This is a genomic window from Mycobacterium sp. DL440, from assembly GCF_011745145.1.
Classification (GTDB): domain Bacteria; phylum Actinomycetota; class Actinomycetes; order Mycobacteriales; family Mycobacteriaceae; genus Mycobacterium.
Window position 1 is genome coordinate 1,366,448 of the sequence record NZ_CP050191.1, and the last position, 17,756, is coordinate 1,384,203.

Annotated in this window: 17 protein-coding genes; 10 read left to right on the plus strand and 7 right to left on the minus strand. The window is 67.4% G+C overall.

What is annotated here, in order from left to right:
• Positions 1-96 precede the first annotated feature (96 nt).
• The 3 genes from leuC to HBE63_RS06800 all read left to right on the plus strand — a co-directional run bounded on the left by leuC (position 97) and on the right by HBE63_RS06800 (position 3,036).
• A complete protein-coding gene (leuC, locus tag HBE63_RS06790) occupies positions 97-1,551 on the plus strand; it encodes a 3-isopropylmalate dehydratase large subunit (RefSeq protein WP_166904072.1) in 1,455 nt (484 codons plus the stop codon).
• A gap of 22 nt (positions 1,552-1,573) precedes the next feature.
• Positions 1,574-2,167, plus strand: coding sequence for a 3-isopropylmalate dehydratase small subunit (gene leuD / locus HBE63_RS06795; protein ID WP_166904073.1), 594 nt, complete (start codon positions 1,574-1,576; stop codon positions 2,165-2,167).
• 215 nt (positions 2,168-2,382) lie between these two features.
• Positions 2,383-3,036 (plus strand): HU family DNA-binding protein, encoded by a 654-nt coding sequence (locus tag HBE63_RS06800; protein WP_166904074.1) that lies wholly within the window; start codon positions 2,383-2,385, stop codon positions 3,034-3,036.
• 61 nt (positions 3,037-3,097) lie between these two features.
• Here HBE63_RS06800 and HBE63_RS06805 read toward each other — a convergent pair whose 3' ends face one another.
• The 3 genes from HBE63_RS06805 to cofC form a co-directional block, all read right to left on the minus strand.
• Entirely contained in the window at positions 3,098-4,000 is a 903-nt protein-coding gene (locus tag HBE63_RS06805) for an NUDIX hydrolase (RefSeq protein WP_208301417.1), read from the minus strand.
• Positions 4,001-4,081: 81 nt separating this feature from the next.
• Entirely contained in the window at positions 4,082-6,274 is a 2,193-nt protein-coding gene (locus tag HBE63_RS06810) for an RNA degradosome polyphosphate kinase (RefSeq protein WP_208301315.1), read from the minus strand.
• A gap of 34 nt (positions 6,275-6,308) precedes the next feature.
• Positions 6,309-6,974 carry a 2-phospho-L-lactate guanylyltransferase gene (cofC, locus tag HBE63_RS06815; protein ID WP_166904077.1) on the minus strand — a complete coding sequence of 222 codons (666 nt, stop codon included), beginning with the start codon at positions 6,972-6,974 and terminating at the stop codon, positions 6,309-6,311.
• Between the two features lie 82 nt (positions 6,975-7,056).
• Between cofC and HBE63_RS06820 the strand changes: the two genes are divergently transcribed.
• From HBE63_RS06820 to HBE63_RS06830, 3 genes are all read left to right on the plus strand, one after another.
• Complete coding sequence (locus HBE63_RS06820; protein WP_166909466.1) at positions 7,057-8,037, plus strand: NAD(P)H-dependent glycerol-3-phosphate dehydrogenase; 981 nt, start codon at positions 7,057-7,059, stop codon at positions 8,035-8,037.
• A 32-nt stretch (positions 8,038-8,069) separates the two neighbouring features.
• Positions 8,070-9,176 (plus strand): cystathionine gamma-lyase, encoded by a 1,107-nt coding sequence (locus HBE63_RS06825; protein ID WP_166904078.1) that lies wholly within the window; start codon positions 8,070-8,072, stop codon positions 9,174-9,176.
• A 61-nt stretch (positions 9,177-9,237) separates the two neighbouring features.
• Positions 9,238-10,371 carry a D-alanine--D-alanine ligase family protein gene (locus HBE63_RS06830; protein ID WP_166904079.1) on the plus strand — a complete coding sequence of 378 codons (1,134 nt, stop codon included), beginning with the start codon at positions 9,238-9,240 and terminating at the stop codon, positions 10,369-10,371.
• A gap of 2 nt (positions 10,372-10,373) precedes the next feature.
• On the opposite strand, the gene HBE63_RS06835 is transcribed toward HBE63_RS06830, so the two are convergent.
• Positions 10,374-10,937 carry a DUF3515 domain-containing protein gene (locus tag HBE63_RS06835; protein ID WP_166904080.1) on the minus strand — a complete coding sequence of 188 codons (564 nt, stop codon included), beginning with the start codon at positions 10,935-10,937 and terminating at the stop codon, positions 10,374-10,376.
• 10 nt (positions 10,938-10,947) lie between these two features.
• Positions 10,948-11,190 carry an Lrp/AsnC ligand binding domain-containing protein gene (locus tag HBE63_RS06840; RefSeq protein WP_166904081.1) on the minus strand — a complete coding sequence of 81 codons (243 nt, stop codon included), beginning with the start codon at positions 11,188-11,190 and terminating at the stop codon, positions 10,948-10,950.
• Between the two features lie 107 nt (positions 11,191-11,297).
• Between HBE63_RS06840 and HBE63_RS06845 the strand changes: the two genes are divergently transcribed.
• Positions 11,298-12,290 carry a thiamine-phosphate kinase gene (locus tag HBE63_RS06845; protein ID WP_166904082.1) on the plus strand — a complete coding sequence of 331 codons (993 nt, stop codon included), beginning with the start codon at positions 11,298-11,300 and terminating at the stop codon, positions 12,288-12,290.
• A gap of 36 nt (positions 12,291-12,326) precedes the next feature.
• Positions 12,327-13,025, plus strand: a complete 699-nt coding sequence (locus HBE63_RS06850; RefSeq protein WP_166909468.1) for a uracil-DNA glycosylase — start codon at positions 12,327-12,329, stop codon at positions 13,023-13,025.
• Between the two features lie 5 nt (positions 13,026-13,030).
• Here HBE63_RS06850 and HBE63_RS06855 read toward each other — a convergent pair whose 3' ends face one another.
• Both HBE63_RS06855 and rpmB read right to left on the minus strand, forming a co-directional pair.
• Entirely contained in the window at positions 13,031-13,387 is a 357-nt protein-coding gene (locus tag HBE63_RS06855; RefSeq protein ID WP_166904083.1) for a hypothetical protein, read from the minus strand.
• Positions 13,388-13,456: 69 nt separating this feature from the next.
• Positions 13,457-13,651: a 50S ribosomal protein L28 gene (gene rpmB / locus HBE63_RS06860; RefSeq protein WP_135453593.1), complete on the minus strand. Its 195-nt coding sequence runs from the start codon at positions 13,649-13,651 to the stop codon at positions 13,457-13,459.
• 247 nt (positions 13,652-13,898) lie between these two features.
• Between rpmB and HBE63_RS06865 the strand changes: the two genes are divergently transcribed.
• Positions 13,899-15,524, plus strand: a complete 1,626-nt coding sequence (locus HBE63_RS06865; RefSeq protein WP_166904084.1) for a DAK2 domain-containing protein — start codon at positions 13,899-13,901, stop codon at positions 15,522-15,524.
• Positions 15,524-17,746 (plus strand): ATP-dependent DNA helicase RecG, encoded by a 2,223-nt coding sequence (recG, locus tag HBE63_RS06870; protein WP_166904085.1) that lies wholly within the window; start codon positions 15,524-15,526, stop codon positions 17,744-17,746. Before HBE63_RS06865 ends, recG begins: the two co-directional genes overlap by 1 nt.
• Positions 17,747-17,756 lie beyond the last annotated feature (10 nt).

Consider the following 17,756-nt stretch of genomic DNA (forward strand, 5'->3'; position numbering starts at 1 on the left):
TTGTGAGATGACAGATGAGATGGCGACAGTAACTCCCAGCCCTGGCGGACTCTTGATGCAAGCCCGCATTGCCATTAATCGAATCGAGAAGTAGCGATGGACCAATCGACACAGACATCCGTGAAGCCGCGCACCCTGGCCGAAAAGGTTTGGGACGACCACGTCGTGGCGCGCGGTGAGGGAGAGGGCGCGGCCAAAGAGCCCGACCTGATCTACATCGACCTGCATCTCGTCCACGAGGTCACCAGCCCGCAGGCATTCGACGGCCTGCGATTGGCGGGCCGGCCGGTGCGACGGCCCGACCTGACGATCGCCACCGAGGACCACAACGTGCCCACGGTCGACATCGACAAGCCCATCGCGGATCCGGTTTCGCGCACCCAGGTCGAGACATTGCGGCGCAACTGCGAGGAATTCGGCATCCGGCTGCACTCGATGGGTGATGCCGAACAGGGCATCGTGCACATCATCGGACCGCAGCTGGGGCTGACGCAGCCGGGCATGACCGTCGTGTGTGGGGACAGCCACACCTCGACCCACGGTGCGTTCGGCGCCATCGCCATGGGCATCGGCACCTCCGAGGTCGAGCACGTGATGGCCACGCAGACACTGCCGCTCAAGCCGTTCAGGACCATGGCGGTCAACGTCGATGGCGTGCTGCCGCCCGGGGTGAGCGCCAAGGACATCATCCTGGCCGTGATTGCCAAGATCGGTACCGGTGGCGGGCAGGGCCACGTCATCGAATACCGGGGCAGCGCCATCGAGGCGTTGTCCATGGAAGGCCGGATGACGATCTGCAACATGAGCATCGAGGCCGGGGCCCGGGCCGGCATGGTCGCGCCTGACGAGACCACCTTCGAATTCCTCAAGGGCCGCCCGAACGCTCCCAAGGGGGCCGACTGGGACGCTGCTCTGGCCGCATGGAGCGAGTTGCGTACCGACGAGGGCGCCGAATTCGACACCGAGGTCTACCTGGATGCCGCCGCGTTGAGCCCGTTCGTGACGTGGGGAACCAACCCGGGGCAGGGCGTTCCGCTGTCCGCATCGGTTCCCGATCCGGAGTTGATCGGCGACGACGGTGAGCGTCAGTCGGCGGAGAAGGCTTTGGCCTACATGGATCTTCGACCCGGGATGGCCATGCGTGATATCGCCGTGGACACCGTCTTCGTCGGGTCCTGCACCAATGGCCGGATCGAGGACCTGCGGGTGGTCGCCGACGTGCTGCGCGATCGCAAGGTCGCCGCCGGGGTACGGATGCTGGTGGTGCCTGGCTCGATGCGAGTCCGGGCCCAGGCCGAATCGGAAGGCCTCGACCGGATATTCACCGCCGCCGGCGCCGAATGGCGACAGGCCGGCTGCTCGATGTGTCTGGGCATGAACCCCGATCAACTGTCCCCGGGCCAGCGCTGCGCCTCCACTTCCAACCGGAATTTCGAAGGCCGACAGGGCAAGGGGGGCCGTACGCACCTCGTCTCGCCGGCCGTCGCCGCAGCCACCGCCATACGCGGAAAGCTCGCGTCCCCTGCCGATCTGCCCGCCGCGACCCGCTAAGAAAACCAGAAGGAGAAGCCTGATGGAGGCTTTTGGCACTCACACCGGCATCGGCGTCCCGCTGCGGCGGTCCAATGTCGACACCGACCAGATCATCCCCGCGGTCTATTTGAAGCGGGTGACCCGAACAGGTTTCGAAGACGGATTGTTCGCCGCCTGGCGCACAGATCCGTCGTTCATTCTGAATCTTTCGCCATTCGACAAAGGCTCGGTGTTGGTCGCTGGACCCGATTTCGGTACCGGATCGTCACGCGAACATGCCGTCTGGGCGCTCATGGACTATGGATTCCGGGTGGTTATCTCATCCCGATTCGCAGATATTTTCCGCGGCAACGCCGGCAAGGCCGGGCTATTGGCCGCCGAAGTCGCCCAAGACGATGTCGAGCTCTTATGGAAGCTCATCGAGCAGAATCCAGGGCTGGAAATCACTGTGAATCTTCAAGATCGAAATGTCGTCGCCGGAACGGTTGTGTTGCCGTTCAGAATTGACGACTACACGGCCTGGCGGCTGCTCGAGGGGCTCGACGATATAGGCCTTACGCTGCGGAAACTCTCTTCGATCGAGGATTTCGAGGAGCGCCGCCCGACCTGGAAGCCGCGCACTCTGCCGGCCTGATCGGGGGCCCCGTAAGGGTGCTTCGGCGCCCGAAATCGCCGCGTGCCAAACCGGTTCTGGACCCAACCGAGCGGAGTCCAAGTGGGGCAAGCGGATTGCCGGATTGTTCGCTAGCTACGCCTGAAATTGCGCGTGGCTCTTGGAAATCAGTGGTCACAGGGTTTACCGTGTCCTCTAGTCGGTCCAAGGAGGACCACTGGTTTCGGAGGTTTTGGATGAACAAAGCGGAGCTCATCGACGTACTCACAACCAAACTGGGCACCGATCGTCGGCAGGCTACCGCCGCGGTGGAGAACGTTGTGGACACCATCGTCCGCGCGGTGCACAAGGGCGAAAGCGTCACGATCACCGGCTTCGGTGTTTTCGAGCAGCGCCGTCGCGCTGCTCGTGTGGCGCGTAACCCGCGCACCGGCGAGACGGTGAAGGTCAAGCCCACCTCGGTGCCGGCGTTCCGTCCGGGCGCTCAATTCAAGGCGGTTGTCGCTGGGGCGCAGCGTCTCCCGGCTGACGGTCCGGCCGTCAAGCGCGGCGTCACCGCGGGCCCGGCCAAGCGGACCGCTGCCAAGAAGACCGTCGCCAAGAAGGCGCCGGCCAAGAAGGCGGCGGTCAAGAAGGCGCCGGCCAAGAAGGCGGCGACCAAGGCACCGGCCAAGAAGGCGGCTGTCAAGAAGGCTCCCGCCAAGAAGGCGGCGGTCAAGAAGGCGCCGGCCAAGAAGGCCGCGACCAAGGCACCGGCCAAGAAGGCGGCTGTCAAGAAGGCTCCCGCCAAGAAGGCCGCGACCAAGGCACCGGCCAAGAAGGCCGCGACCAAGGCGCCCGCCAAGAAGGTGGCTGCCAAGAAGGCCCCGGCCAAGAAGGGCCGCAAGTAATTACGGTAAAGGCACGTCGTGGGCCGTAGGTGAGCTCACGACGTGCCTTTCTCGTGTGGCTTTAGCCGCCGGTAGGCAGGGGACTGCCGAGATGGTCCGCGGCGACCAGTCGGCCGTCGGTCATCGACAGCACCCAGGTGCTGCCCTTGCGATTTCCGGTGGTCTGCGGACGCACCTGTGACCGCGAGCACCACCACGAGATGAGATCGGGAATCACCTTGCCCTGGGTACAGATCACCGGGGTTCCCGCCCGGGTCGCGAGTTCCAGCACACGGCTGCGGCCGGCCTTGTGGTCTGAGCTGTACGCCTCCTCGGTCAGCGCCGGCTCGTTGTGAATGTCCACCCCGAGTTCCTGTGCCAGGGGCTCCAGGGTCTGATGACAGCGCAACCGGTCGGCCGCGTAAAGCGTTGTGGCACCGAATGCCAGTAGTTGACCGACCAGGGCCTCGGCCTGCGCCCGGCCCTTCTTGTCCAACGGACGTTTGCGGTCGTCGCCCTTGAAACGGGAGCGCCGTCCGGCCGTACCGTGCCGCACGATGAGCACCGTATTGGTGTCGGGCGGGTGTTTCTCGAAGCGGCGCAACATTTTTCGATCATGCGGGTAGCCCAGCTGGTCCATCGCAGCATCCACCGGCAGCCAGATCAGCTTGTCCACCTCGTCGTTGGGGGTGAAGTCTCCTCCGGTGGCGCGGGCCGCCCAGTACCAGACCCGTTTGGTGCCCTGCGGGATGTCATACGAGATCGAACCGAGCCGGCGGCCCAGTTGTGCTGTGTATCCGGTCTCTTCATGAACCTCGCGTACCGCGGCCACCGGGTCGGTTTCGTTCAACTCGACCTTGCCCTTGGGCAGGGACCAATCGTCGTATCGCGGACGGTGGATCACGGCCACCTCGGTCACGGCCCCGCCTGCGGCGTCCTCACCGCCGCGCCACAACACGGCGCCCGCCGCGGGCACGAGCTTCATGCCCGGCTTGGCCGCTGTCGTGCTGTCATCGGACACCTCAACTCCTGCAGGTCATTCGCCAGGCCCGGGGCCAGGCGGGGATCAGGGGTGCCGGTGACGTTCCATCAGCGACACCTGGTGGTCGCGGACTGTCTGTCCCTCCTGGGGCAGCGCCGTCCAGTGAGCGTCGTGTCGTAACTCCCAGCACCGGGTGGCCGGATCCATCGCGGACTCGAACACCTCGTTGAGTTGAGCGGTCAGCCTCGGATCCTTGACCTGAGCCATCACTTCGACGCGGCGGTCCAGATTACGATGCATCATGTCCGCACTGCCGATCCAGAACTCGTTGATGGCGCGGAAGTGAATAATGCGCGAGTGCTCCAGGAAGCGTCCGAGGATCGAGCGCACCGTGATGTTGTCGGAGTACCCCGGAACACCGGGACGTAAGGCGCAGATACCCCGCACCACGATCTCGACCGGGACCCCGGCTTGCGAGGCCCGGTAGAGCGCATCGATCACCTGTTCGTCGACCAGTGCGTTGGCTTTCAACCGGATTCCGGTCTCGGCTCCCTCATGATGGGCGGCGATCTCGCGGTCGATGCGCTCGATGATGCCCTTGCGCACCCCGCGCGGCGCCACCAGCAGATTGCGGTAGGCGTCCTTACGGGAATACCCGGTCAGAGAATTGAACAAGTCGGTGAGGTCGGCGCCGATGTCGGGATCGGCCGTGAGCAACCCCACGTCCTCATACAGGCGTGCGGTTTTCGGGTTGTAGTTGCCGGTACCGATGTGGCAGTAGCGCCGGATCGTCGACCCCTCGCGCCGCACCACGAGGCAGGTCTTGCAGTGCGTCTTGAGTCCGATCAACCCGTAGACCACATGCACCCCGGCCTGTTCGAGTGCCCTGGCCCACTTGATGTTGGCCTGCTCATCGAAGCGAGCCTTGATCTCGACGAGCGCCACCACCTGCTTGCCCGCCTCGGCGGCATCGATCAGGGCGTTGACGATCGGGGAGTCACCGGAGGTCCGGTACAGCGTCTGCTTGATCGCCAGCACGTTGGGATCGGCGGCGGCCTGCTCGATGAAGCGCTGAACCGTGGTGGAGAACGAGTCATAAGGATGATGCACCAGCACATCCCCGTCGCGCAGGGTGGAGAAAATGCTCTTCGGCGTCTCACGTTCGCCGAAAGCCGGTGGGGTGGCGGGCACGAACGGCCGGTCCTTGAGGGCGGGCCGATCCACGCCGTAGATCTGCCACAGCGCGGAGAGATCCAGCAGCCCAGGCAACTCGATGACATCGCCGGGGTCCACGTCCAGTTCCCGCAGCAGCAGTTCGAGCATGCTCTCGGTCATGTCGTCGGACACTTCCAGCCGGACCGGCGAGCCGAACCGCCTGCGGGCCAGTTCGCGTTCCAGCGCTTGCAGCAGGTCCTCGTCGCGATCCTCTTCGACCTCGAAGTCGGCGTTGCGGGTGATCCGGAATGCGTGGTGCTCGACGATTTCGAGACCGGGGAACAACACCGGCAGGAACGCCGCGATCAGTTCCTCCATGGGCAGGAACCGCACCACCGTCGATTCGGCGGGGCCGCTGAGTTCGACGAAACGGCCGACGTTGTCGGGCACCTTGATCCTGGCGAAATGTTGGCCGCCGTCCTCGGGATGCTTGACGGTGATCGCCAGGTTCAGGCTCAGGCCGCTGACGAACGGGAACGGGTGCGCCGGATCCACCGCCAGCGGGGTGAGGACCGGGAACACCTGCTCATGGAAGTAGGTGGAGAGCTTCGCGCGTTCGGACTCGTCGAGCTGGGCCCAGTTGACGATGACGATGCCCTCTTCGGCCAGGGCCGGGCGGACCGAGTTGAAGAACACGCTGGCGTGACGGCTGGCGATCTGCTGGGTGCGTTCGTTGATGCGACGCAACTGTTCGCGCGGGGACAGGCCGTCGGCCGAGCGCACCGAAAGTCCCATCTCGTCGCGGCGTTTGAGGCCGGCCACCCGGACCATGTAGAACTCGTCGAGATTGGACGCGAAGATCGCCAGGAACTTCGCTCGCTCGAGCAAGGGCAGCGAGGTGTCGGCGGCCAGGGCCAGGACCCGGGCGTTGAAGTCCAGCCAGCTCAGCTCGCGGTTGAGGTACCGGTCCTCGGGCAGCGCGTTGTCCACGGCGGGCGAGGTGGCCGCCGGTGGCGCTTCAGGTGCCGATGACTCGTCGGACTGCCCCGATACGGCCGTCGCGGTGTCCCGTCGGGAGGTGTCCGATCGGGTACCTGGCTCGGCTTCGGTGGCTTCGCTCATCCGTCCGATCATTCCTTATCCCGCGGGTCCTCGGCTACCTGGTGGCATGCCTGCCGAGGGTGCGTGCCGTTGCGGTGCCGACGCCGAGACGCCGGGCCGCCTGCAAATCGTCGGGAGTGTCGATATCGCAGCGCAGACCGGGCCAGGCACCGGTGAGTTCGATGGCACCGGAGTGACGATGGCGCGCAGCCGAATCGGATCCGAAGTGCGGAGCCAGGGCAGTGCCGAACGCGAACAGCGCCGCGGTTCCCGTGCCGTGCCGATCGCCGACGAAACTGCGTTGATAACCGCGGGCCAGGGACAGGGCCTCGGCCAACTCCTGGGGTTGCAGGGCAGGAAGATCCCCTTGGAGGACAACGATATTCGGTGCCGCGGCGCGAAGCTCGGCCTCGGCCTCGGTGATGGCGTTGTTGAGTGGGTCACGATGACCGGGTGGTGTCGGGTCCATCAGTACCCTGGCGCCGAGCTGCCGGGCAGCCTCCGCCGCGGTCTCGTCGGGGGTGACGACGGTGACCGGTGCGATGGACGACGCGGCGGTGACGGTGTCGACGAGCATGGCCAGCACCACGGCCTCGCGGGTGGCTGCGGAGAAGATGGGCGCCAGCCGGGTTTTGGCGGCTGACAGCCGTTTCACCGCGATCACGAGGGCGACGTCAGCGGTCGGCGTGGCCGCGGCGTTGCCGCTTCGGGAGCCGCTCATGGGTTCATCCTGCCAGCCCGGCCGGCGTCGGCGCGTGGCGCAGCCGCCGGGATAGGGTGAACGGGTGGTAGAGGCTGCGGTGATGGGTGCCGGTGCGTGGGGGACGGCGCTGGCCAAGGTGCTGGCGGACGCGGGAAATCCGGTGACGATGTGGGCACGGCGTCCAGAGGTTGCCGACGAGATCAACACCGAGCATCGCAACAGTCGGTATCTCGGGGACGTCGTGCTGCCGTCGACCATCCGGGCCACCTCGGATCCGGCCGAGGCGCTGGCCGGCGCCTGCACGGTGCTGCTCGGTGTTCCGGCCCAGCAGCTTCGGGCGAACCTGGCGGGGTGGAAGCACCTGATCGGTGACGACGTGACCCTGGTGAGCCTGGCCAAGGGAATCGAGCTCGGCTCGCTCATGCGGATGAGTCAGGTGATCGTGCAGGTAACCGGTGTCGATCCGTCCCGGGTCGCGGTGGTGACCGGGCCGAACCTGGCCAGCGAGATCGCCGACGAGCAGCCCGCGGCCACCGTCGTGGCCTGCAGTGACTCCGGACGGGCGGTCACGCTGCAACGCGCACTCGCCACCGGATACTTCCGGCCCTATACCAACGCCGACGTGGTCGGCGCCGAAGTCGGCGGCGCCTGCAAGAACGTGATTGCGCTGGCCTGCGGGATGGCGGTGGGCGTGGGGCTGGGGGAGAACACCGTGGCCGCCATCATCACCCGCGGCCTGGCCGAGGTCATGCGGCTGGGTATCGCGCTGGGCGCCACCCCCGCGACGCTGGCCGGGTTGGCCGGTGTCGGAGACCTTGTGGCCACCTGCACCTCGAGGCGTTCCCGTAACCGCACCTTCGGTGAGCGGCTGGGCAAGGGCGGCACCATGGAATCGGCGTTGATCGCCGCGGGCGGACATGTCGCCGAGGGCGTGGCCTCGTGTGAATCGGTGCTGGCGCTGGCATCCAGTTACGGTGTCGAGATGCCGTTGACCGACGCCGTTCATCGGGTGTGCCACAAAGGATTGTCGGTTCACGAAGCAGTCGCAGGGCTATTGGGGCGCAGCACCAAACCGGAGTGACGGGCCTCGGGACGCGAGGAGGAAAAGCGGGTATGGACGGCTTGTACGGAGATTCCACTCGGAGCGTCAAAGCTGTTGGTCTGAAATCGATTCCAGGGCAGCCGGTGGCGCCGGTCCCGGTGCCGGCGTCCACGTTCCATCTCTCATCCGACGAAGCTGAGCCGCTGGACAGCTACGGCCGCAGCTCCAACCCGTCGTGGCGGCAGCTCGAAGCGGCGTTCGCTGAACTGGAAGGGGCTGCCGCCGCGCTCACGTTCGCATCGGGCATGGCCGCGATCACCTCGGCTCTGCGGGTGCTGGCCAAACCGGGATCCACGCTTGTGGTCCCCGCCGACGGCTACTACCAGGTCCGTCGGTACGCGACGGAATACCTTGCGCCACAGGGTATTACGGTGATAGAGGCGAGTGTTGCCGACATCTGTGAGGCGTCCGCCCGAGCTGACGTGGTGCTTGCCGAGACACCGGCCAATCCGGGGCTCGACGTCGTCGACCTGCACCGGCTGGCGATGGCCTGCCGCAGTCGCGGCGCCACGCTCGTCGTCGACAACACCACCGCCACACCGCTGGGCCAGCAACCGCTTTCGCTCGGCGCCGACCTCGTGGTGGCAAGTGCCACGAAATCACTGTCAGGGCACAGCGATCTGGTGGCCGGCTACGTGGCGGGCAGTCAGCCCGAGCTGATGGCCGCGCTGGAGCGCGACCGGCTGCTGGCCGGGCCCATCCTGGGCGCGTTCGAGGCCTGGTTGGTGCTGCGCAGCCTCGGCAGTGCCGGACTGCGCTTCGAACGGCAGTGCCAGAACGCGGCGGCCCTGGCGATGCTGCTGCGCAGCCATCCGGCGGTGCGCTCGGTGCGCTATCCCGGGCTGCCCGAAGATCCGGCACACGAGCTGGCGGCCACCCAGATGAAGCGTTTCGGCGGACTGGTGTCGATAGAGCTGGCCGATGCCGCCGCGGTGCATGCCCTGGTGGAGCGCAGTGCGCTGCTCATCGCCTCGACCAGCTTCGGCGGGATCCACACCTCGGTCGACCGCCGGGCCCGCTGGGGCGACCCCGTGCCCGCCGGTTTCGCCCGCATCTCGGCCGGGATCGAAGACACCGAAGACCTGCTCTCCGACGTGGAGCAGGCACTGCAGCGATGAAAGCCCAGGTCGGGATGCGCCGGAAGGCAGCGGCGGGCCGGGACGGTAACCTCTCTAGGTTGTGACAGCCCGCAATCAGACCGGATCCCGCACCCGCGTCGCCGTCGTCTACGGCGGGCGTAGCTCTGAGCACGCGATTTCCTGCGTGTCGGCAGGCAGCATCCTGCGCAACCTCGACCCGGAGCGATTCGAGGTCGTCGCCGTCGGGATCACCCCCGACGGCTCGTGGATGTTGACCGACGGAAGTCCGGAGACGCTCGCGATCACCGACGGCCGGCTGCCCGAGGTGACCGAGACATCCGGGACCGAGCTCGCACTGCCTGCCGCCCCGAATCGCAGCGGTCAGCTGTTGGCGCTGAGCAACGGTCCCGGTGAGCTGTTGGCCGCCGTCGACGTGGTCTTCCCGGTGCTGCACGGCCCCTACGGCGAGGACGGCACGATCCAGGGCCTGCTGGAGTTGGCCGGTATCCCCTACGTGGGCTCCGGTGTGTTGTCGAGCGCCGCGGGCATGGACAAGGAGTTCACCAAGAAGCTGCTCGTCGCCGAGGGCCTGCCGATCGGCGACTTCGTGGTGCTGCGTCCCAGCCGCGACGGTTCTGATCCGACCCTGGATCTGGAGCAGCGGGAGCGCCTCGGTCTGCCGGTGTTCGTCAAGCCTGCCCGGGGTGGCTCGTCGATCGGCGTCAGCCGGGTCGCGGCGTGGGATGAGCTGCCCGCGGCGATCGAACTCGCGCGCCGTCACGATCCGAAGGTCATCGTCGAGGCCGCGATCCCGGGGCGCGAACTGGAATGCGGCGTACTCGAATTCCCCGACGGCCAGATCGAAGCCAGCACCGTGGGCGAGATCCGGGTGGCCGGTGTGCGCGGACGCGAGGACGGCTTCTACGACTTCGCCACCAAATACCTTGTCGACGCAGCCGAATTGGATGTGCCCGCCAAGGTCGACGACGCCGTCTCCGAGGAGGTCCGCCGGTTGGCGGTACGTGCCTTCACCGCGGTCGACTGCCAGGGGTTGGCCCGCGTCGACTTCTTCCTGACCGACGACGGACCGGTGATCAACGAGATCAACACGATGCCGGGGTTCACGACCATCTCGATGTTCCCGCGGATGTGGGCGGCCAGCGGCGTCGACTATCCGACACTGCTGACGGCGATGGTCGAGACCGCACTGGCGCGCGGTACCGGCCTGCGCTGAGTTCAGCCCGCCGGCGCGGGCTCCTGGGCGGGCATGGTGCGGGCGATCTGACCGGAGATCTGCTGAATGGGTGTCGGCCCTGACCCGGCCGGCAGAGTGAGGGCGACGTACACCGGGCGGTCGACCGCGTACCAGGTGCTGCGGCCCTGATCATCGGCCTCGCTCCCCGGGCCTGCGTCGCCGACCCGGAACCACTGGATCTCGTCGACCACCTGCAGCGGAGTGCCGATGACGAAATCGGTGGGGCGCTCCAGCCCGCAGCGAAGGACGACCGGCTCGGTGTCGGGCTCGGCACGCCAGGCCGCGGTGCCCGGCGGGGTCGGGTCCACCGTCGGGGCACGCCGAAAATCTCCGAGCTGTTGTGGCAGTGCGTTCAGGAGGTCGTGGCATTGTTGGCTGTCGGCCTGGGGTGCAGGTATCGACGGGATGGCGACGGGTTGCTGCTCGGGTGAGCGCTGCCGGGACGCCGCGATACCGAGGACCGTGATCAGCACCGAGACCGCAACGACGAGCGCCGCGATCAGCAGGGCGCGGGGCGGTCCATCGGCGGCGTGCGAGTCGGTCACACCACCAACTCTATGGCCGGCCGGCGTTGGCGATCGGGCAGGTCAGGGTCCGGGTGATCCCGGGTACCTGCTGCACCGCAGGCACCACATCGGACTGCAGTGCTGCCAACGTTTCGGCATTGAGTCGCAAGACCACGTCATAGGGCCCGGTCACGTATTCGGCGGAGACCACGCCCGGCAGTCCGGCGAGCTGTTTGGCGACGACTTCGGCGCGGCCCACCTCGGTCTGGATCAGCACGTAAGCCTCCACCACCGGCGGTCTCCTCCGTCTCGCTGCATAAACTGCTGGCCGCAGGCACCAAACGTACCGCAGGTCGGGTCCGGATTCTCCGACGCGGCAGCCGACCGGCAGGAGGCGATATGACCGGCGAGACAATCGGCGATGATTCCGGTGACGACATCGGCGACACCCTGGCGGGAGCGGGGGAATTCGTCGTCATCGACCGGTTGGTGGCCGGACGCGGGCAAGCTGATGCCGTGATGCTGGGCCCGGGCGACGACGCGGCTGTGGTGGCTGCTGCCGACGGCCGCACGGTGGTCTCCACCGACATGTTGGTGCAGGACCGCCATTTTCGGCTGGACTGGTCGACTCCGCACGACATCGGGCGCAAGGCCATCGCCCAGAACGTGGCCGACATCGAAGCGATGGGCGGGCGGCCCACCGCATTCGTGGTGGCGTTCGGTGCACCGCCCGACACCTCCGTCGTGGCCGCAGCGGAACTGTCCGACGGACTGTGGGACGAGGCGCGCCGGCTGGGCGCCAGCATCGCCGGCGGGGATCTCGTCAGCGCCCCGCTGTGGGTGATATCGGTCACGGTCCTCGGTGACCTCGGCGGCCGGGAACCGGTGCGCCGCAGCGGTGCCCGCGCCGGCGACACTGTCGCGGTGGCAGGCGAGTTAGGACGATCGGCGGCCGGATACGCGTTGTGGGAGCACGGCGTCGAAGGGTCCGTCGGGTTCGGGGAACTGCGGCAGCGGCACCTGACCCCGCAGCCGCCATACGGTCAGGGTGCCCGGGCCGCCGATGCCGGGGCCACCGCCATGACCGATGTCTCCGACGGCCTGCTCGCCGACCTGGGCCACATCGCGACGGACTCCGGAGTCGGCATCGACCTGGACAGCAGCCGGCTCGACACTGATCGCCTGGCGGTCGCCGAGGCAGCCACGGCAGTGGGCGCCGACCCATTGGCATGGGTTTTGGGTGGTGGCGAGGACCATGCGCTGGCCGCAACCTTCCCCGGTGCACCACCGCCCGGCTGGCGGGCCATCGGACGGGTGATCGAAAGCCCGGCAAGGGTGCTCGTCGACGGCGACGCGTGGGCGGGAAATGCGGGATGGCAGTCGTTCGACTGAGGGCGCACGCTAGGTTGGTTTTCCGTGACTGCGGAAGTGAGGAGCGATTCCACAGGGGCACGTCCCCTGACTGAGCTGATCGAGGACGGCTGGGCTCGCGCGCTCAAGCCGGTGGAAACGCACGTCGCGCAGATGGGGGGCTTCCTCCGCGACGAACTCGCGGCCGGCCGACGCTATCTGCCTTCGGGCCAGAATGTTCTGCGCGCCTTCACGTTCCCCTTCGACCGGGTGCGCGTGCTGATCGTCGGTCAGGATCCCTACCCGACACCGGGGCATGCGGTCGGCCTCAGTTTCTCGGTGGGCGCCGACGTCCGTCCGCTGCCGCGCAGCCTGTCGAACATCTTCAACGAGTACACCGTGGATCTGGGCTACCCGCAGCCGGCCAACGGTGATCTCACCCCGTGGGCACAACAGGGCGTGATGCTGCTCAACCGGGTGCTCACGGTGTCGCCGGGTACGCCGGCCTCACACCGCGGTAAGGGTTGGGAAGCGGTGACGGAGTGCGCGATCCGGGCGCTCGTCGGGCGCGATCAGCCGATGGTGGCAGTGCTGTGGGGCCGTGACGCGTCGACCCTCAAACCGCTACTGGCCGAAGGTGACTGCGCGACGATCGAATCACCGCACCCGTCACCGTTGTCGGCGTCGCGGGGTTTCTTCGGGTCGCGCCCGTTCAGCCGCGCCAACGAACTGCTACAGCAGAAGGGCGCCGACCCGATCGACTGGCGGCTGCCCTGAGGCGATCAGGGCATGGGAATCGCCGGCGGCGCGGGGATCGCGGGCGGTGCGGGGATCGGCGGGGGCGAGGGGATACCCGGTGAGGGAATCTGAATCGTCATGTCCCCGCCGCCGTCGCCGGGAGGAGCGGGCATCTCAGCCGACGGTGACGCAGGTGCGGGCGATACCGGAGTTTCGATGACGGTGGTCTCGGTGTGGGTCACCGGACCTTCCGAGGTCACCGGAGCCTCCGTCGTCGTGGGAGTCTCCGAGGTGGTGTTGCCATCGGAACTGGTGCCGCCGCATGCGGACAGCACAAAACCGGCCGCGACAGCGGCCGCAAATGCATAGATCGGTGTCTGTGGTGCACGACATGAGGTCATGACGACAGGAGATACCCTGCCGTGTCCTCAGGCAAACAGGAGTGCCGCGCACCGATCAGGCGTGCGACACTAGCCGCGCGAAACCTTGCCGGCCTTGATGCAGGAGGTGCAGGCGTTCACGCGCTGCTTGTTGCCACCTGGACGCGCCACGGTACGCACCGACTGGATGTTCGGATCCCAGCGCCGGCTGGTCCGCCGATGCGAGTGCGACACCGACTTGCCGAAGCCCGGCGCCTTTCCGCAGATATCGCACACGGCAGCCATATCAACAACTCCTCGAAATCAGTACTTGGGGGGCCTGGGCCCACTCGCCGCAAACGGCGGGGCTCGACCCGACAACCTGATCAGAATACCGGGAGGCCAGAAGATCGCCAAAACGGCTCGTGAACACGACCTCAGGTTGTCCACAGCCAGTGGTGCTCTGATCGGGTTTGTCGCTGTCACTGGATAGGCTGGCGACACGGCGATGACCGCGCCGCACGGGGGATTCTGATGGGGATTGGGAGGTCCGATGTCGGCTCGGCGGCTGGATGCTCCCGCTCTGCGGGCCTGGGCCCATGCCGCTGTCGACGAACTGATTGTCCACACCGACGAGATCAACCGGCTCAACGTGTTCCCGGTGGCTGATGCCGATACCGGGACAAACATGCTGTTCACGATGCGTTCGGCGTGGGCGCACGTCGACGCCGAGCCGGTCGGCGCCGACATCACGGCGGTGGCGAGCGCGTTGGCGGCCGGAGCGTTGCAGGGCGCCCGCGGCAACTCCGGGGTGATCCTGTCCCAGATTCTGCTCGGCCTGGCCGAGGTCATCACCACCGCAGCCGCCCGGCGTGACGGTGACCTGTCCGCGGTGGACGGCACGCTGTTCGGTACGGCGCTGCGCCACGCCGCCGTCCTGGCCGTCACCTCGATGGGGGAGCCCGTGCCGGGGACGATCGTGTCCGTGCTGCAGGCGGCCGCCGAGGCCGCCGAACAGTGCGCGGCCACCGGCGGTGACGTCGCCGAGGTGGCGGCCGCTGCCGGCGAGGCGGCATCGGCCGCGCTGGACCGCACACCGGAGCAGCTCGACGTGCTGGCCAAGGCCGGGGTGGTCGATTCCGGCGGCCGTGGCCTGCTCGTCCTTCTCGACGCCATGACGGCCACTCTGGTCGGCCACGCGCCCCGCCGTCCGATCTACACCCCGGCCTCACCGCAGGCCGCACTGGCGGCCTCGGCGGCACCGCCGCAGTTCGAGGTCATGTACCTGCTGAGCGGGTGCGGTGCCCCTGCCGTCGAGGGGCTGCGGGCAGCGCTGGAGCAGATGGGTGAGTCGGTGGCGATCGCCGCCTCGGGCAGCGATCACTACTCGGTGCACGTCCATCTCGACGACGCCGGCGCGGCGGTCGAGGCCGGGCTGGCGGTGGGGTCGCTGAACCGCATTCAGATCACCGCACTGACCGTCGCCGCGGGCGTCAGGCCTGCCGGTGGATGGGCTCGCGAGCGGGCCGTGCTGGCTGTGGTCGATGGGGACGGCGGCGTCGAGCTGTTCGCCGGTGAGGGTGCGCAGGTGTTGCGGCCCGAAGCGAGCGAGCCGATCAATGCGCAGCAGTTGTTGCGCGCCCTGGTCGATGTGGGTGCGGCCCAGGTGATGGTGTTGCCCAACGGGTATGTCGCCGCCGAGGAACTCGTGGCGGGCTGCACTGCCGCGATCGGTTGGGGAATCGACGTGGTGCCGGTGCCGGCCGGTTCGATGGTGCAGGGGTTGGCGGCGCTGGCGGTCCACGACGAGGGACGGCAAGCCGTCGACGACGGGTACACCATGGCGCGCGCCGCTGCGGGGGCGCGCCACGGTGCGGTGCGGATCGCCACCGAGGAGGCGTTGACGTGGGCGGGCACCTGCAAGCCGGGTGACGGGCTCGGCATCGCCGGCGACGAGGTCCTGATCGTCGGGTCTGATCTCACCGCCGCGGCCGCAGGGTTGATCGATCTGATGATGGTGGCCGGTGGTGAGCTGATCACGGTGCTGACCGGCGACGGTGTGGACGATGAGGTCGGGAAGGCGCTGCAGGCCCACGTCCACCGCGCGCACCTCGGCGCAGAGTTGGTGACGTACCACACGGGCCACCGCGGTGACGCCCTGCTGATCGGAGTGGAGTAGTGGCGGACCTCGGCGATCGGCTCGACTTCGTCCTCGGCAAGAAGGGCGCCGACAAGCTCTTCGACAATTTCGGCCTGCGCACCGTCAACGACTTGCTGCGCCACTATCCGCGCAAGTACAGCGAAGGCATGTCGGTCCGCGGCGAAGACGATGCGCTGGACCTCGAGGAAGGCGAACACGTCACGTTCGTCGACGAGGTGACCGAGACCAAAGACGGGTTGATGCGCGCTCAGCCCGGCAAACGCGCCCGCAAATGGCTGCGCGTCACTCTGGGAGAACACCGGCCCAAGGTGACCGCGACGTTCTTCAACGCCGGCTGGATGATCGACCAACTGCCCACCGGCACCCGCATCATGTTGTCGGGTGAGGTCGGATTCTTCAAGGGCGCAATGCAATTGACGCATCCGGCTTACCTGGTGCTGGATTCGCCCACCGGAAAGACCCCTGGCAGCAAGGCGATGAAGGCGATCGCCACCAGCTCAGGGGCCACCGGCGATGAGTTACTGGCGGCCTTCGAGCGCGACTTCTTCCCGATCTATCCCGCCAGCGCCAAGATGCAGAGCTGGGACATCTATGCCTGCGTGCGTCAGGTGCTCGCCGTGCTGGACCCCGTCACCGATCCACTTCCGGAATCATTTGTGCGCGAGCGGGATCTGATGAGCGAGGACGAGGCGCTACGGGCGATCCACCTGGCCGAGAACTCGGCCGACCGTGATCGGGCCATCGAGCGGCTGACCTACGACGAGGCCATCGGTCTGCAGTGGGGGCTGGTGGGCCGGCGCTACGGCGAGCTCAGCGAATCCGGGCCCGTTGCGCCGCGCAGGGCCGACGGGCTTGCCGCCGAGATGGCGACCCGCCTGCCGTTCGCGCTCACGCAGGGCCAGGTCGAGGTGCTCGACGTGATCTCGGATGAACTGGCCTCGACCCGGCCGATGAACCGGATGCTGCAGGGTGAGGTCGGGTCGGGCAAGACGATCGTCTCGGTGTTGGCCATGCTGCAGATGGTCGATGCGGGCTACCAGTGTGCCTTGCTGGCGCCGACGGAAGTGCTTGCCGCCCAACATGCCCGGTCGGTTCGCGACGTCCTGGGTCCGCTGGCCATGGCAGGCCAGCTCGGTGGCGCCGAGCACGGTACCCGGGTGGCGCTGCTGACGGGCTCGATGACGCCGCAGCAGAAGCGTGAGGCTCGCGGCGAAGTGGCCTCCGGCGCGGCCGGCGTCGTCATCGGCACCCACGCGCTGCTGCAGGATGTGGTGGAGTTCCACAACCTCGGGATGGTCGTGGTCGACGAGCAGCACCGGTTCGGGGTGGAGCAGCGGGATACCTTGCGCGCCAAGGCACGTGACGGGGTGACCCCCCATCTGCTGGTGATGACCGCGACGCCGATTCCGCGCACGGTGGCACTGACCGTCTACGGTGACCTCGAAACCTCGACGTTGCGTGAGCTTCCGCGCGGGCGCCAGCCCATCACCACCAACACCATCTTCGTCACGCAGAAGCCGACATGGCTGGACCGGGCCTGGGCCCGGATCCGGGAGGAAGTCGGCGCCGGACGTCAGGGCTACGTGGTGGCCTCACGCATCGACGAATCCGACAAGGAGAACGGCGAAGCCGGACCTACACCGGTCACGGTCCTCGAACTGTTCGACCGACTCGGCGCAGGACCTTTGGCGGGGTTGCGTCTCGGCCTCATGCACGGCCGGCTGTCCGGTGACGAGAAGGACGCGGTGATGGGCGCGTTCCGGGCCGGCGAGATCGATGTGCTGGTGTGTACCACGGTGATTGAGGTCGGTGTCGACGTCCCCAATGCCACCGTCATGGTGGTGATGGATTCCGACCGTTTCGGGATCAGTCAGCTCCATCAGCTGCGCGGCCGGATCGGTCGTGGTCAGCATCCCAGCCTGTGCCTGCTCGCCACCCGGCTGCCGGAGACCTCGAAGGCGGGTGAACGGATCAAAGCCGTCGCCGCCACGCTCGACGGGTTCGCCCTGGCCGATCTCGATCTGCAGGAGCGTCGCGAGGGGGATGTGCTGGGGCTCAACCAATCCGGGCGCACCATCAACCTGCGCTTCCTGTCGCTGGCCGACCACCTGGGTGTGATCACCGATGCCCGAGAGTTCTGCGAGTCGGTGTATGAGAAGCGGCCTGATGATCCCGGGATGGCACTGCTGGCAGCGCAATTCGTCGACACCGATCGCGTCGAGTACCTGGACAAGGCGTGACCCGCCGCCG

Coding starts and splice junctions, on each gene's coding strand:
- leuC (WP_166904072.1), top strand. CDS start 97: ATGGACCAATCGACACAGACATCCGTGAAGCCGCGCACCCTGGCCGAA.
- leuD (WP_166904073.1), top strand. CDS start 1,574: ATGGAGGCTTTTGGCACTCACACCGGCATCGGCGTCCCGCTGCGGCGG.
- HBE63_RS06800 (WP_166904074.1), top strand. CDS start 2,383: ATGAACAAAGCGGAGCTCATCGACGTACTCACAACCAAACTGGGCACC.
- HBE63_RS06805 (WP_208301417.1), bottom strand. CDS start 4,000: ATGAAGCTCGTGCCCGCGGCGGGCGCCGTGTTGTGGCGCGGCGGTGAG.
- HBE63_RS06810 (WP_208301315.1), bottom strand. CDS start 6,274: ATGAGCGAAGCCACCGAAGCCGAGCCAGGTACCCGATCGGACACCTCC.
- cofC (WP_166904077.1), bottom strand. CDS start 6,974: ATGAGCGGCTCCCGAAGCGGCAACGCCGCGGCCACGCCGACCGCTGAC.
- HBE63_RS06820 (WP_166909466.1), top strand. CDS start 7,057: ATGGGTGCCGGTGCGTGGGGGACGGCGCTGGCCAAGGTGCTGGCGGAC.
- HBE63_RS06825 (WP_166904078.1), top strand. CDS start 8,070: ATGGACGGCTTGTACGGAGATTCCACTCGGAGCGTCAAAGCTGTTGGT.
- HBE63_RS06845 (WP_166904082.1), top strand. CDS start 11,298: ATGACCGGCGAGACAATCGGCGATGATTCCGGTGACGACATCGGCGAC.
- HBE63_RS06855 (WP_166904083.1), bottom strand. CDS start 13,387: ATGACCTCATGTCGTGCACCACAGACACCGATCTATGCATTTGCGGCC.
- rpmB (WP_135453593.1), bottom strand. CDS start 13,651: ATGGCTGCCGTGTGCGATATCTGCGGAAAGGCGCCGGGCTTCGGCAAG.
- HBE63_RS06865 (WP_166904084.1), top strand. CDS start 13,899: ATGTCGGCTCGGCGGCTGGATGCTCCCGCTCTGCGGGCCTGGGCCCAT.